Raw genomic sequence first — 12,927 nt, forward strand, 5'->3', positions numbered from 1 at the left:
CCTATCCGAAGCGGCCGGTGATATAGTCGCTGGTCCGGGGCGTCGCCGGGCGTTGGAAGACCTGGTCGGTCACCCCGAACTCGACCATTTCACCCAGGTACATGAAGCCCGTGTACTCCGACACGCGCGCCGCCTGGCCCAGGTTGTGGGTGACGATGACGATGGTGTGGTCGGCTCTGAGCTGGGCGAGCGTGTCTTCCAGCTTGGCGCTGGAGATCGGATCCAGGGCCGAGGTCGGCTCGTCCAGCAACAGGACCTCAGGCTTCACCGCCACGGCGCGGGCGACGCAAAGACGCTGTTGCTGGCCGCCGGACAGGCCGAGCCCCGGCGACTTGAGCTTGTCCTTCACCTCACCCCACAGCGCCGCGCGGGTTAGGCTTTCCTCGACGCGGGCGTCCATGTCGGCCTTCGACAGCGTCTCGTAGAGACGCACGCCATAGGCGACGTTGTCATAGATCGACATCGGGAAGGGCGTCGGCTTCTGGAACACCATGCCGACGCGCGCGCGCAACGCGGCGAGGTCCATGTTGCGGGACAGGAGGTTCTCGCCGTCCATCAGGATCTCACCCTCGGCGCGCTGGCCGGGATAGAGGGCGTACATTCGGTTCATGGTGCGCAGCAGGGTCGACTTGCCGCAACCTGACGGGCCGATCAGGGCGGTGACGCTGTTGCGGGCGATCGGAAACGACACGGACTTCAGGGTGCGCGTCTCGCCGTAGTAGAAATCGAGATCCTTCACCTCGAGCTTCACCCGCGCCGGGTCGATGGTCGCGATGCTGGTTTCGAATTCCGCTGCGCGACTGTTCATCAACGTCCAGGCTCCTTGGTGATGGCCCGCGCAAGCACGGTCACGGCCAGCACGGTGGCGGCGATCAGCAGCGCGCCGGCCCAGGCCAGGCTGCGCCAGTCATCGTAAGCGCTGAGCGCAAAGTTGTAGATGACCACCGGCAGGTTGGCGGTGGGTTGGGTCAGGTCGAGGCTGAAGAACTGATTGTTCAGGGCGGTGAAAAGGAGCGGCGCAGTCTCGCCGCTGATCCGCGCGAAAGCCAGCAGCGCGCCCGTCAGGATGCCGCTCCGCGCCGCCTTCCAGAGGATCTCGTGGATCACCAACGACGTCGGCGCGCCCAGGGCGACCCCGGCTTCGCGCAGCGTATTGGCTTGCAGCGACAGCACGTCCTCGGTCGTCCGTGTGATCACCGGCGCAGCCAGCAGGGCCAGGGCCAGTACGCCCGCCAGACCCGAGAAGCCTTGCATGGGCGCCACGACGATCGTGTAGACGAACAGGCCCACCAGGATCGACGGCGCCGACAGCAGGACGTCGTTGATGAAGCGCACCGCCGCCCCATAGCGCGACCCAGCGGAATATTCGGCGAGCCAGGTGCCGGCCAGCACCCCCACAAGCGTCGCCAGCGCCATGGCCAGGCTGCACATCATGATCGAGCCGGTGATGGCGTTGGCCAAGCCGCCGCGCGAGCCGGGGGCCGGCGTCGACCGGGTGAAAACGTCCAGGTTCAGGCCGGCGATCCCCTGGCTGACCAGGGACCACAGGATGGCCGCCAGCCCCGCCAGCGCCAGGCCCGTGACCAGGTAACAGAAGACCGTGAAGACGCCGTTGGCCGCGCGGCGGCGCGCGACCTTGAAGGTGGCGGCGCTCACGCGTGGGCCCCTTGCTTGCGCAACATCAGGCGGGCGAGCGCCAGGACTGCAAAGGTGATGACGAAGAGGATCAACCCGAGCGCCAGCAACGCCGACATGTGCAGGGGGTCGGTCGCCTCGGTGAACTCGTTTGCGATGGTGGAGGCGATGGTGGAGCCGCTATCGAAGACCGAGGCCGGGAAGCCGTGGGCGTTGCCGATGATGAAGGTGACCGCCATGGTCTCGCCGAGCGCCCGGCCCAGGCCCAGCATGACGGCGCCTACGGCGCCGGTGCGCACATAGGGCAGGGTCACCGTGGTCACCACCTCCATGGTGGTCGCGCCTAGGCCATAGGCGCTTTCGCGTACGCCCGGCGGTACGGTGAGCAACAATTCTCGCAACGTTGAGGCCATGAACGGCAGGATCATCAGCGCCAGGATGATCGAGGCTGACAGCACGCCGGTGCCATTGGGCACGCCGGTGGTGAGCTTCTCCAAGAGGGAGCCCGGCTTGGCCGCCATCATCAACGGCGTCTGGATGAAGCGGCCGAACAGCGGGGCGAAGACGAAGAGCCCCCACATGCCGTAGACAATGGAGGGGATGCCGGCCAGCAACTCCACTGCTGTGGCGATCGGCCGACGCAGCGGCGTCGGGCACATCTCCACCAGGAAGAAGGCGACACCGGCGGCGACAGGCAGGGCCAGGGCCAGGGCGATGACGGCGGTGATCAGGGTGCCGATTATGGGCCCAGCGGCGCCATAGACCGAGGTCACCGGATTCCATTCCGAGCTGGTCAGGAAGCCCAGGCCGAAGTGGGAAAAGGCGGGCCAGCCGCCGATGAATAGCGAGACCAGAAGACCGGCCAGGGCGGTCAGCAGCGCGGTCGCCGCAGCGAAACACACGCCTTCGAAGATCTTGGCCACCGCCGCGCCACGCGGGCGCGGCCGTCGCGCGGTCGGACCATCGAGAACGGCGGCGTCGGTCATAAGGGTCCTGCGACTTCCCGGCGGACGGAAGGCGGTCTTGTGCAGGCGCTTCTGACCGCGCTCTGAACAGCCGTGCCCCCGCCTCTCGGCTCGGCGGAGCCATAGCGGTCTAGATTGTCAGTTCCGTGACAGTTTCGTCGCGGACGGCCAGCCTCAGGTGAGGCGACGACGGATCGTCTGCGAGAGGATGTCAATGCAACTCACGGCGACGATGATAATCAAGGCGATCGCCGAGACACGGCTGTAGTTGAAGCTGTTCAGGCTGTCGAACAGCACCTGGCCGATGCCGCCCGCGCCGATCAGACCGAGCACGGTGGCGCTGCGGCTGTTCGATTCGAACCGGTAGAGCGCATAGGAAGTCCAGTGCGGCGCGACCTGCGGGATCACGCCCCAGACGATCTCGTGCAGGGGCGCGGCCCCGGTGGCGCGGACGCCCTCGACCGGGCCCTTGTCGATGGCCTCGACGGCCTCCGAGAACAGCTTGCCCAGGACGCCGCCGGTGTTGAACGCCAGCGCCATCACCCCAGCGAAGGGGCCAAGGCCCACCGCGACGATGAACACCATGCCGACCACCAGGTCCGGCACCGAGCGAATGATGTCCATCAGCCGGCGGACGGGCAGCTGAATGAAAGGCGGCGAGACATTGCGCGCCGCCATCAGCCCCAGCGGCACTGCAAGCACGATCGCCAGGCAGGTGCCCCAAAGGGCGATCTGGATCGTCAGCCACATCTGCGCGACGAACAGTTTCCACTCACCGAAATCCGGCCGCAGGAACTGGTGACCGAACTCGCGCATGTTCTCCGAATTGGCGAACAACTTGGGGAGCTTCGACAGCTCCGCCGGCCCGAAGGAGATCGCCAAGAGGATCGCGATCCCACCCCACAGCAGGACATCGAAGGCCCACTGCCCAAGCGGCCGAACAGGCGGCGCCAGGATGGGCGGCGGCGCGGAAGCGGGGATGGCGGCCTGGCGCATGCCTAGCGGACCGGCTGGCCGGTCTTGGCCTCGATGGCGGCGCGGTCGGCGGCCACGACGTCGAAGGCTTTCTGGGCCGCATCGATCTTGGCCTTGTCCCCCTCCGCGCGGGCAAGTTCCAGGTTCTGGGTCGCCTCCATCTCGCGCACGGGCAGGAGGTGAGAGTTATCCGCCGCCTTGAACCCACCGATGGACAGCTTCGCGAGATAGCCGCGCTGGCGCACCGCATCAGGGCCGTCGCCGACGCCGTAGGTCAGGAAGAACTGACGCAGCTTTTCCTTCACCTCGGGGTCGAGGTCCTTGCGCCAGATGATCGGGTCTTCCGGCAGAGGCGGCGACTGCCAGATCACGCGGATCTTGGAGAACACCTTCGGCCCGCTCGGATCGGCCGCTTCCTTCTCGCGCTGCAGCTTCAGCGAGGTCGAATTGCCCGTCGCCGCGTCCAGCACGCCATTGGCCACCGAGAACATGTTCACCTGGTGGTTGGCCGACTTCACCGTCTTGAAGCAAGCCTCAGGCTTGATGCCCTTCGGCGCGAACAGATAGGTCATCGGCGCCATCGTGCCTGAGGTCGACTTCACGTCGCCGATCCCGAAGTTCATCGTCTTGCCGCACTTGAGCAGGTCCTCCAGGGTCGTCTTGCTGGAGGCCGGCACAATGATGATCGAGCGGTAGCCATCGACGCCGGACGGATCGACCGTGCGGGCGAAGACCTCGCCATCGGCGCGGCGGACCGCTTCTAGGCCCGGCAGATTGGAGAACCACCCTGCATCGGTTTGCTTGAAGCGCAGGGCCTCGATCAGGGCGGTGTAGTTGGAGGCGAAGAACGGCTTGACCTTCAGGCCCGTGGATTTCTCCATATCGGCCAGGATCGGGTTCCACGAGGTCTCCAGACTGGACGCGCTTTCCGGCGCCAGAATGGAGAAATTGATCTCGTTCGGCGCGCGCGTGGTCGCGCTGTCATCCTGGCCGCTGCAGCCGGCGAGAGCCAAGGCGGCGGCCAACAGGACGCCCGATAGGGTGCGGCGGATCATTGCGGAGGTTGCTCCCAGAACACGTCTTCGAACTCGGGACCGTAGATGTCGATCAGCTTGGGCCGATCGAGGCCGCCGGCCGGGCCGTCATAGACGACCTTGCCGGCCTTCAGGGCCACCACGCGCTCGCAATAGCGCAGGGCGTAGTCGACCTGATGCAGGGTGACGATGACGGTCAGCCCATCGGCGGCGTTCAGGTCCTTCAGCGCCTCCATCACCCGGCGCGCGGACACCGGGTCAAGGGACGCCACAGGCTCGTCGGCAAGGATGATTTTCGCCTTCTGGACCAGGGCGCGCGCAATGGCGCCGCGCTGCTGCTGGCCGCCGGAAAGGGTGTTTGCGCGCTGGGCGGCGTAGTCGGCCACACCGACACGAGCGAGGGCCGCCATGGCGGCGAGCTTGGTCTCGTGCGTCCACAGGCCGAACAGGCCGCGCCAGGCCGGCGTGCGGCCGAGCGACCCCAGGAGCACGTTGGCGAAAAGGGTCAGCCGGCCGACCAGGTTGAACTGCTGGAAGATGAAGCCGATGCGGGTGCGGATCTTGCGCACGCCCGAACCGATCTTGCCGTTCTCCTGCACCGCCTCGCCAAAGGCCTCGATCCGACCCCCAGCGTCGATGGTCTGCAGGCCGCTGATCGAACGCAAAAGGGTCGACTTGCCGGAGCCTGAGGGGCCGATCAGGGCGATCATCTCGCCGCGGCGGACGTCCAGCGACACGCCGTCGAGCGCGCGGCGCTGGCCGAACGTCTTGGAGGCGCTGCGTATGGAAAGAACCGCGGCGTCTGACATGAAATCTTTCGAGCATTCCCTAAAGAAAAAGGGTCGACAGATGGGCGTGCCGAAGCCCCCGGCGCGCGTCGCGTCGGGTCCTTCGGCGACTTCATGGCATGGCATGGCGGGATCGGTCTAGCGCGCCTCGAGGGCCAGCTTCGCGTTTCTGGAAATCCGCGTGACGCTTCATCAGCTTAGGTCGACGAGTGACTGTCACAAAATTCCTGATCACGCGGTCTTTACATCGCTGAGCCTTACCCCTATTTCGCACGGCTCCGGCGGACCCGATGTCCTCAAAAGCGCTGCTAACGCCGGATTGGGTTCAACAATCCGTTGGGGGCTGCGTGAGGTGCAAAAGTACCATACGCCCCTGGACCTGGTCCGCGAGCGTTCACCGGAGCGTCCAGTCGCCTTTGCGCGGCCGGATGCGGTGGCCGTAGCGGCGCGCTGGTTCCAGGACAATTTTCGAGGCGATGTCTTTTACGCAGTCAAGGCGAACCCTTCGCCTTGGGTGATTGAAACGCTGTTCGCCAATGGCGTGACGTCCTTTGATGTCGCGTCTATCGCCGAGGTCGAGCTGGTCGCCAAGCACGCGCCGGGCGCGCGGATGGCCTTCATGCACCCGGTCAAGAGCCGCAGGGCGATCGCCGAGGCCTATGCGCGCCACGGCGTGAAGACCTTCTCGCTCGACACCCACGAGGAGCTGCAGAAGATCCTCGAGGCGACGGGCGGCGCGAAGGACCTGACGCTGATGGTTCGTATGGCCGTCTCGGCGGAGGGCGCGACCTACTCGCTGTCCGGCAAGTTCGGCGTGCCCGCGCATGAGGCCCCGTCCCTGCTGCTCGCCGCTCGCGCGGCGACGCAGGGCAAGATGGGCGTCTGCTTCCACGTCGGCAGCCAGTGCATGCGTCCGACCGCCTACCAAGCCGCCATGGCCCAGGCGAGCCGCGCCATCGTGCGCGCCGGCGTCATGGTCGACATCGTCGACGTAGGCGGCGGGTTCCCCTCGATCTATCCGGGCATGATGCCGCCGGAGATGAGCGAGTACGCCGATAGCATACAGCGCGGCTTCGCCGACATGATGGTCCACGAGGACACCGAGCTGTGGTGCGAGCCTGGCCGGGCTCTGGTGGCGGAAGCCTCCTCGATCCTGACCAAGGTCGAGCTGCGCAAGGGCGAGGCGCTCTATCTGAACGACGGCAGCTACGGCAGCCTGTTCGATGCGGCGCACGTGAAGTGGCCCTTCCCCGTGAAGCTCTACCGCGGCGAAGGCGAAGAGGCCCATGAGGTGAAGGGCGCTCTGAAGCCCTACCGCTTCTATGGCCCGACCTGCGACAGCCTGGATCACATGCCGGGACCTTTCTGGCTGCCGGACGGCGTCCAGGAAGGCGACTACATCGAGATCGGCATGCTGGGCGCCTATGGCGTGGCCATGACGACGGGCTTTAACGGATTTGGCGACACCGAAACCGCCGTCGCCGGCGACGCGCCCATGGCCTCGATGTTCGGCCTGGCCGGCCGTATGATCCGCACGCCCCGCGACGTGCAGGAGGACGACCGCAAGGTCGTCCGCCTGTCGCGTCCAAAGGGCGCCGCCGGTAAAAAGCGCCGGAAGCGCTAGTCTAAGCGGTAACAACCGACGCAAGTCGTGGGTTTAAGGGTCCAGCCGGTCGCTCCGTCCCGGTTGGACTTTCCTTTCGGGACGGGCGCTCAAACCTCAAGGAACCTTGAAGAATGAACGCTGACGTTCAGAACTCCAATCGTAAGGCCGAGCTGCTCTCCACCGTGATCGAGCATGTGGCCATCGACCAGTACGACGCGCGCCCGGTCATCGACGCCATGCGCAAGATGAGCTTCACCAGCCGCGACACCGCCCGCGCCGCCGATATCCTCTCAATGGCGATCGAGGATCCGGACTGCTCGCCCTGGCTGATCCTGGCCGGCTCGACCTCGGCCGGCGGGTGCATGCACATCTACCGCGACATGGTGAAGTACGGGATGATCGACGTCGTCGTCGCCACCGGCGCCTCGATCGTCGACATGGACTTCTTCGAGGCCCTGGGCTTCAAGCACTATCAGGCCAAGTCGGACGTCGATGACCGCGATCTGCGCGCCCTCTACATCGACCGCATCTACGACACCTACATCGACGAGGAAGAACTCCAGAACTGCGACGGCACGATCTTCGATATCTGCGAGCAGCTGGAGCCGCGGCCCTATTCGAGCCGCGAGTTCATCTGGGAGATGGGCAAGTGGCTCGCGGCGGGCAACGCCAAGAAGCAGGGCAGCCTGATCCAGACCGCCTATGAGATGGGCGCGCCGATCTTCTGCCCGGCCTTCGTCGATAGCTCGGCCGGTTTCGGCCTGGTCAAGCATCAGGTCGAGCGCCGCAAGGCGGGCAAGCCCTATATGACGATCGATTCCGTCGCCGACTTCCGCGAGCTGACCGAGATCAAGCTGGCGGCCGGCGCCACCGGCCTCTTCATGGTCGGCGGCGGCGTGCCCAAGAACTTCGCCCAGGACACCGTGGTCTGCGCCGAGATCCTTGGCCACGAGGTCGACATGCATAAATACGCCATCCAGATCACCGTGGCCGATGTGCGTGACGGCGCCTGCTCGTCCTCGACGCTCAAGGAGGCCTGCTCCTGGGGCAAGGTCGACGTGACCTGGGAACAGATGGTCTTCGCCGAGGCCACCACCGTCGTGCCGCTGATCGCGTCCGACGCCTGGCACCGCGGCGGCTGGAAGACCCGCAAGGCCCGCGGCTGGGCGAAGCTCTTCGCCTAAGCCTCACTGTTATTGCGAATGTCACGAGCCCCCGCCAAAATGCGGGGGCTCTTTTTTGTCTGGGAGGCGCGCGTGGCCCCGAAAATCGCTGGTTTGGCGCTGCTTGTTCTGGGTGTGGCCTCCGCCGCCCCGGCACAGGAGCACCGGTCCTTCCACGGGCCGCAGCCCGCCTCCACCCAGCCTTACCTCGCCGATGCAGCGAAGCCCGACACCATCAAGATCCTGCCCGCGGCGCCGGTCGCCGGATCGGCCCGCTACAGCGCCGACCGCACAATCTATCTCGAGACCCGTTCGCTGAAGGATGAGCCGCGCTGGGCGCTGGCGGCTTCCGACGCCGACGAAACGACAATCCTGAAGGACTTCTCCTGCGCCGTCGGCGCCGACCTCACCGGCCAGCCCAAGCTCGCGGCCCTCATGGCCCGGGTCCGCACCGACGTCCGCCGCGCCGTGGACCCGCCCAAGGACTCTAACAAGCGCCTGCGGCCCTTCTTGATCGACAAGGGACCGACCTGTGTCTCCCAGACCGATGGCATCGAAAAGTCGTTCGATTACCCGTCCGGCCATACCACCTGGGGCTGGACCGTCGCCCTTCTGCTGACCGAGCTCGCGCCCGACCAGGCGACCGATATTCTGGTGCGCGGCCGCTCCTTCGGCGAAAGCCGCCTGGTCTGTGGCGTCCACAACCTGTCAGCGGTCGAAGCCGGGCGCACCAACGCCTCAGTCGTCGTCGCCGCCCTCCACGGCGACGCTGCGTTCCGAAAGGATCTGGAGGCCGTCCGACAGGAGGTCGCCGCCGCGCGCAAGACCGCCCCTGCGCCTGACGCCGCCGGGTGCGCCGCGTCCAAAGCGCTCTACGAGAGGCCGCCCTACTAGATCCCGGCGTACCACTCGTAACCGCGGTCTTCCCAGAAACCGCCCTTGCCCGCGCCGATATGGGCGAAGTCGGCGACGGCCTCAATGCGCATCACGTACTTGGCGTGCTTGTAGCCGAGCTGGCGTTCCACCCGCAGGCGCACAGGGGCGCCATGTTTGACCGCCAGGGGTGCGTCGTTCATCTCGTAAGCCAGGATCGTCTGCGGATGGCGGGCGTCGATCAGGTCGATGCTTTCATAGTAGCGGCCCAGCGGTCCTGGCCCACCCAGGCTGTCAGCGCAGTGAAAGACCAGGTAGCGGGCCTCCGGCTTCAGACCGGCCTCGTCCAGCACGGCAGCGAGCTTGGCGCCCGTCCACTTCCCGATCGACGACCAGCCCTCGACGCAGTCATGCCGAGTGATCTGGCTGCGCGCCGGCCGCGCCCGCAGGTCGGCGAGGCTCAGCGCCAGCGGCCGCTCGACCAGGCCGTCGACCACCAGCCGCCAGTCGGCGAAGCCCGCCGCCGCCAGGGCGCGATAGGCCTCGTCGCTGGGGTTGATCGTGCCGTTGGCGCGGAAATCCGGCGAGATGTCCGCCGGCTGGAACTCGGCTGCCAAGGCCTTGCGGTCGGCCACGAGGCGTTGCGCCCGGCGCGTCAGACCCTCGGCGCGGGCGAGGGCCGCCTGCACATCCTTGTCGCGCACCACGCGGTCGCAGGCCGCCAGCGCCAGGCCTAGCGCCGCGGCGGCCGCGCCCTTCAGCCAGCTGCGACGGCTGGTCATCGCTCGGTCTCCAAATGCACCCGACCCGTAATCATGCCGCGCAGATTGTTGATCGGTCCCGACGCCACCACCATGGCCAGATGCACGGCGACGAAGGCCACCAGAGCGCTGGCCGACAGAAAATGGAACGTCCTGGCGCTCTGCCGGCCGCCGAACAGCTCCGGCAACCACGGCCACGCCGCGTTCATCCCCGGCGACATCGACAGCCCCGTCGCCAGCATCAGCGGCAGCAGACCGAAAATCACCGCCAGATAGGTCAGCTTCTGCAGGGGATTATACCGCAGGGCCGCCTCGCCCTTGGGAAACCGCAGCCGCGCATGCTCGACGACGTCACGCCACAGCGACCGCGGCTTCAGCTCCTCAGCGGTGGGCAAGAGGTCGCGCCGAAGGTGTCCACGCGTCAGGCCCCAGACCAGGTAGACCGCACCGTTGAACACCAGAGCCCAGGCGAAGAAAAAGTGCCAGCGCCGCCCGTCCGCCAGATCGCGGAACGAAGGGATGGTCAGCCAGCCGGGAATCTCACCGAAAGCCGCCCACGGGTCGGCGAAGGTCGCGACATCGCCCCAATAGAGCGCCGGATGGGCTCGCAGGATCTGCAGGCCGCTCATCAGCAGGAACAGCAGGACGAGCGCGTTGATCCAGTGCGTCAGTCGCACCAGGCCGGCGTGACGGCGGACCGTGCGGTCTTCACCTTGCCTGTCCTTCGCCACGTCGCTCTCCTCGCCCGCTCCATACTACGCTGTCACGCGTTCCAGGGATGCCAAATGGAGCCCACCCATGAAGATCGCCACCATCGGCTACGAGCGCGCGACCCTCGCCGACGTCGTCGCGCGGTTGAATGCGGCCGAGGTGGAGGTGTTGATTGACGTGCGCGCCATTGCGGCCTCTCGCCGCGCGGGGTTCTCCAAGACCATGCTGGCGGCGACCTTGGCGGACGCTGGCGTCGACTATCGACACCTGCGCCAGCTGGGCACGCCCAAAGCCGGCCGCGACGCCGCCCGAAAGGGCCGCATCAGCGAGATGCACGAGATCTTCGCGGCCCACCTGGCCGAACCTGGCGCGCAGATAGAGCTGGCCGAGGCTCGCAATATCGCCCGCGGCCGCAAGACCGCGCTGCTCTGCTTCGAGGCGGACCATACTCGCTGCCACCGCGCTATCGTCGCCGACCGAATCTGCGAGGCGGTGGACGGCCCGTGTGAAGTCGAACCCCTATAGGGCGACGTTTACCCCCTAGAACCAGCCCCGCTTCTTGAACCAGACCACCGGCACGAGGGCCGCCAGGAGCATCAGGCCGAGCGCCATGGGATATCCGAAGGCCCAGGAAAGCTCCGGCATCCGATGAAAATTCATCCCGTAGATGGACGCGACAAGCGTCGGCGGCATGAAGATCACCGCCATAACCGAGAATATCTTGATGATGCCATTCTGCTCGATGTTGATCAGGCCCAGCGCCGCGTCCAGCAGGAAGGTGATGTGGCTCGCCTGATGGCCAGCGTGCTCGGTCAGCGACTTGGCGTCGTTCTGGATCGAATCCAGGTGGGCCCGGCATTCCGGGTCGCGGGCGATATCGCCAGCCAGCTCGGCGAAGCCCGCCAGTCGCCCGAGGCTGACCAGGCTGGAGCGGGCGAGCGAGGCGATCGACTGAGCGCGCGCCAGGGTGGTCAACAGAGGCCGGAAGTCCCCGCCTTCCGGACGCTGGAAGATCGCGGCGGAGGCCTCCTCAAGCTGGTCGTCAAGCTGGTCGAGGATCTGCGCCAGCCGCTCGACCACCGCGTCCAGAAGCTCAAGCAGGACGGCGGGGCCGCTATCCAGCGCGCTATGCGGCGCGCGTTCGGTGAAGATGGTGAACGCGCGTAAGTCCTCGTAGCGGATCGTCACCAGCACGCCTCTGGCCAGAACGAAGGTCACCGGCTCGCCCGTCGGAATCTGATCGGCGCGCCGGGCCAGCAAGGTCGCAGTCATGAAGGTCACGCCGGCTTCCTGATAGAAGCGGCTGGAAGGCTCCAGTTGGGCCATCTCGTCCCGGGTCGGCAGGTCGAAGCCCAGAGCGCGCTCAATGGCGAGCTCTTCCTCGCGGGTCGGCGATTTCAGGTCGATCCAGACGGTGTCGGCCGGCAACGGCCAGCCTTCGCCTGGGGCGAAGGCCTCAAAGGCGGACGCGCCGCGCCTTAGGAGATTATGCATGCCCGCGTTCCTACCGATCCCCGAAGGGCCGATCCCGCAGGATCGCGGGGGGATAACGCCGACTAGTTAGAAGGTGTTTCCCGGCCTTGGCCAGTGACCGCCGCGATCAGGGCGCCGATGCGGTCAGAGGCGTCGGCCGCCTGGCTCAGCATCTGCATGGCGCCCACGCCCGGTCGGACGGTGGCGGCCATCTGCGTCGCCGCTGTCTGGGCCATGTTGATCGCCGTGTTTTCGACGGTCTGGAAGCCTGAGCCGGCCTTCTGGCGCGCGACGGTATCCTGGTAGATGAAACCGTAGGTCGGATAGGTCGAACCGCCGAGATCACGGCTGGGGTCGTACCAGACCTTGACCTGGCTCCAGTCGCCGGCGGGCGAGACGTCGACCAGGGTCACATCCTTCTCGACCTGACCGCGGCTGCCGCCGATCAGCGACCAGTTGGCGTGGGTGATCTGGATGATGCGGTCGGTCAGCACCTGGCTGACCACGGCCACATGGCCAAGCTTCATGCGCTGGGTCGGGCGGAAACAGAGGACCGCGCCGGACTTGGGCGAAAAACCGGTTTCGTACTTGCCGGTGGCCTGCCCCCACCAAGTGCGGGCGTCGCCGAAGATCTGGATGCCGGAAACGAGACGAGCGAAGGGGACACATTGCCAGTAGGTGTCGGCGAACGCGCCGACCGGCGCCATCGTGATCGTCGCGGCGATCACTAAGGAACCGAGGATGGTCCTCGCTCGTTTCAGCATCTTCGGCAGACTCCCCCGACGCAACGATTGAGTCCTAACCCTAAGCCCCCAAGAGTGAAAAGAGGGTTTAATTTGCCGCAGCCCTGTGTCTTCACGGCCATGGCGTGGGTTAACGTGCGCCCGTCTCCACTGTATACTTATGTAAATTAAGTAATCCCTGTGGATTATGCGCAATCCTT

At 66.3% G+C, this 12,927-nt stretch carries 14 protein-coding genes; 4 read left to right on the forward strand and 10 right to left on the reverse strand.

Annotated features, from left to right (window positions below):
- Position 1: 1 nt before the first annotated feature.
- From pstB to phnC, 6 genes are all read right to left on the reverse strand, one after another.
- On the reverse strand, positions 2-808 hold the full coding sequence (gene pstB / locus BN1313_RS01115) for a phosphate ABC transporter ATP-binding protein PstB (RefSeq protein ID WP_091735423.1): 807 nt from the start codon (positions 806-808) through the stop codon (positions 2-4).
- On the reverse strand, positions 808-1,656 hold the full coding sequence (pstA, locus tag BN1313_RS01120) for a phosphate ABC transporter permease PstA (protein WP_091735426.1): 849 nt from the start codon (positions 1,654-1,656) through the stop codon (positions 808-810). Before pstA ends, pstB begins: the two co-directional genes overlap by 1 nt.
- Positions 1,653-2,621 (reverse strand): phosphate ABC transporter permease subunit PstC, encoded by a 969-nt coding sequence (gene pstC / locus BN1313_RS01125; RefSeq protein ID WP_091735428.1) that lies wholly within the window; start codon positions 2,619-2,621, stop codon positions 1,653-1,655. The genes pstA and pstC overlap by 4 nt, the downstream gene beginning before the upstream one ends.
- Before the next feature lie 153 nt (positions 2,622-2,774).
- Entirely contained in the window at positions 2,775-3,596 is an 822-nt protein-coding gene (gene phnE, locus BN1313_RS01130; protein WP_091735430.1) for a phosphonate ABC transporter, permease protein PhnE, read from the reverse strand.
- A gap of 2 nt (positions 3,597-3,598) precedes the next feature.
- Positions 3,599-4,630 carry a phosphate/phosphite/phosphonate ABC transporter substrate-binding protein gene (phnD, locus tag BN1313_RS01135; protein WP_091735433.1) on the reverse strand — a complete coding sequence of 344 codons (1,032 nt, stop codon included), beginning with the start codon at positions 4,628-4,630 and terminating at the stop codon, positions 3,599-3,601.
- Positions 4,627-5,418: a phosphonate ABC transporter ATP-binding protein gene (gene phnC / locus BN1313_RS01140; protein ID WP_091735436.1), complete on the reverse strand. Its 792-nt coding sequence runs from the start codon at positions 5,416-5,418 to the stop codon at positions 4,627-4,629. The genes phnD and phnC overlap by 4 nt, the downstream gene beginning before the upstream one ends.
- A 331-nt stretch (positions 5,419-5,749) precedes the next feature.
- Here phnC and BN1313_RS01145 point away from each other — a divergent pair, with 331 nt between their 5' ends.
- From BN1313_RS01145 to BN1313_RS01155, 3 genes are all read left to right on the forward strand, one after another.
- Positions 5,750-7,021, forward strand: a complete 1,272-nt coding sequence (locus tag BN1313_RS01145; protein ID WP_091742074.1) for a type III PLP-dependent enzyme — start codon at positions 5,750-5,752, stop codon at positions 7,019-7,021.
- Positions 7,022-7,134: 113 nt separating this feature from the next.
- Positions 7,135-8,187: a 1,9-bis(guanidino)-5-aza-nonane synthase gene (locus BN1313_RS01150; protein WP_091735439.1), complete on the forward strand. Its 1,053-nt coding sequence runs from the start codon at positions 7,135-7,137 to the stop codon at positions 8,185-8,187.
- A 72-nt stretch (positions 8,188-8,259) separates the two neighbouring features.
- Positions 8,260-9,060, forward strand: coding sequence for an acid phosphatase (locus BN1313_RS01155; protein WP_245620049.1), 801 nt, complete (start codon positions 8,260-8,262; stop codon positions 9,058-9,060).
- Here the strand turns inward: BN1313_RS01155 and BN1313_RS01160 are convergent.
- Together BN1313_RS01160 and BN1313_RS01165 are read right to left on the reverse strand one after the other, a co-directional pair.
- Complete coding sequence (locus BN1313_RS01160; RefSeq protein ID WP_091735446.1) at positions 9,057-9,821, reverse strand: molybdopterin-binding protein; 765 nt, start codon at positions 9,819-9,821, stop codon at positions 9,057-9,059. The two genes, BN1313_RS01155 and BN1313_RS01160, sit on opposite strands and share 4 nt — an antisense overlap.
- Positions 9,818-10,531 (reverse strand): cytochrome b/b6 domain-containing protein, encoded by a 714-nt coding sequence (locus BN1313_RS01165; RefSeq protein ID WP_091735449.1) that lies wholly within the window; start codon positions 10,529-10,531, stop codon positions 9,818-9,820. Before BN1313_RS01165 ends, BN1313_RS01160 begins: the two co-directional genes overlap by 4 nt.
- Positions 10,532-10,598: 67 nt before the next feature.
- Between BN1313_RS01165 and BN1313_RS01170 the strand changes: the two genes are divergently transcribed.
- Positions 10,599-11,036, forward strand: coding sequence for a DUF488 domain-containing protein (locus BN1313_RS01170; RefSeq protein WP_091735452.1), 438 nt, complete (start codon positions 10,599-10,601; stop codon positions 11,034-11,036).
- A 15-nt stretch (positions 11,037-11,051) separates the two neighbouring features.
- Here the strand turns inward: BN1313_RS01170 and BN1313_RS01175 are convergent, their stop codons facing one another.
- On the reverse strand, positions 11,052-12,005 hold the full coding sequence (locus BN1313_RS01175) for a magnesium transporter CorA family protein (protein ID WP_091735457.1): 954 nt from the start codon (positions 12,003-12,005) through the stop codon (positions 11,052-11,054).
- Positions 12,006-12,067: 62 nt separating this feature from the next.
- Entirely contained in the window at positions 12,068-12,748 is a 681-nt protein-coding gene (locus BN1313_RS01180) for a CHAP domain-containing protein (protein WP_091735460.1), read from the reverse strand.
- Positions 12,749-12,927 lie beyond the last annotated feature (179 nt).

Source organism: Phenylobacterium immobile (ATCC 35973), assembly GCF_001375595.1.
GTDB lineage: Bacteria > Pseudomonadota > Alphaproteobacteria > Caulobacterales > Caulobacteraceae > Phenylobacterium > Phenylobacterium immobile.